Genomic DNA, 627 nt, shown 5'->3' with positions numbered 1-627 from the left:
GGTGGAATTAACGTATCAGACAGCGTGTGACATCGTGGTAGATGGTGGAGATATTATCGATGGGAAAACATCAAAAACGCTTGCGATGGCCAATATGCAAGCAATGGCAACGGCCATGAATCAAGCAAAAACACCGGTCATGTTTACGAAAGGAAATCACGATGATAATGCACTGGGTGATGCTCGTCAAAATGGTGGAAAGGGTACCGAGTTAATTCGTCCGGCTGAAATGGCAGCAATTCTGAAAGCCAACTACACCAATAATGGTATCGTCCACAATGTAGCAGACGATGCGATCTACAGCTACTATGATGTGGACGATAAAAAGCTGCGTGCGATTGTCATTGATACATGGGACAACCGATACGACTTATTAACATCTAACGGCAAAATAAAATATCCAGCCGGTAGCTATGCTGGGTATCAGCAAGCGCAATTAACATGGTTAGCGAATACCTTACTCACGACACCAAAAGACTACGGTGTTGTTCTTTTCACGCATATGGCCATTGGTGGTGTAATTACGGAGAACTTATGGACAGTTATCAATGAGGATGTCGTCGTCAATCTACTAAATGCCTTTAAAACTGGCACTGCATACAGCACAACTGGCCGTACCGTAAATAG

Annotated in this window: 1 protein-coding gene; it reads left to right on the top strand. The window is 43.9% G+C overall.

Annotated elements, in window-relative coordinates; translation table 11 throughout:
- A partial coding sequence (locus tag KTHG_RS00090; protein WP_186439471.1) for a metallophosphoesterase occupies positions 1-627 on the top strand: 627 nt, incomplete at both ends.

Origin of the sequence: Kurthia sp. Dielmo, assembly GCF_000307285.2 — a bacterium.
GTDB lineage: Bacteria > Bacillota > Bacilli > Bacillales_A > Planococcaceae > Kurthia > Kurthia populi.
This window is presented reverse-complemented; position numbering and strand designations above follow the sequence as displayed.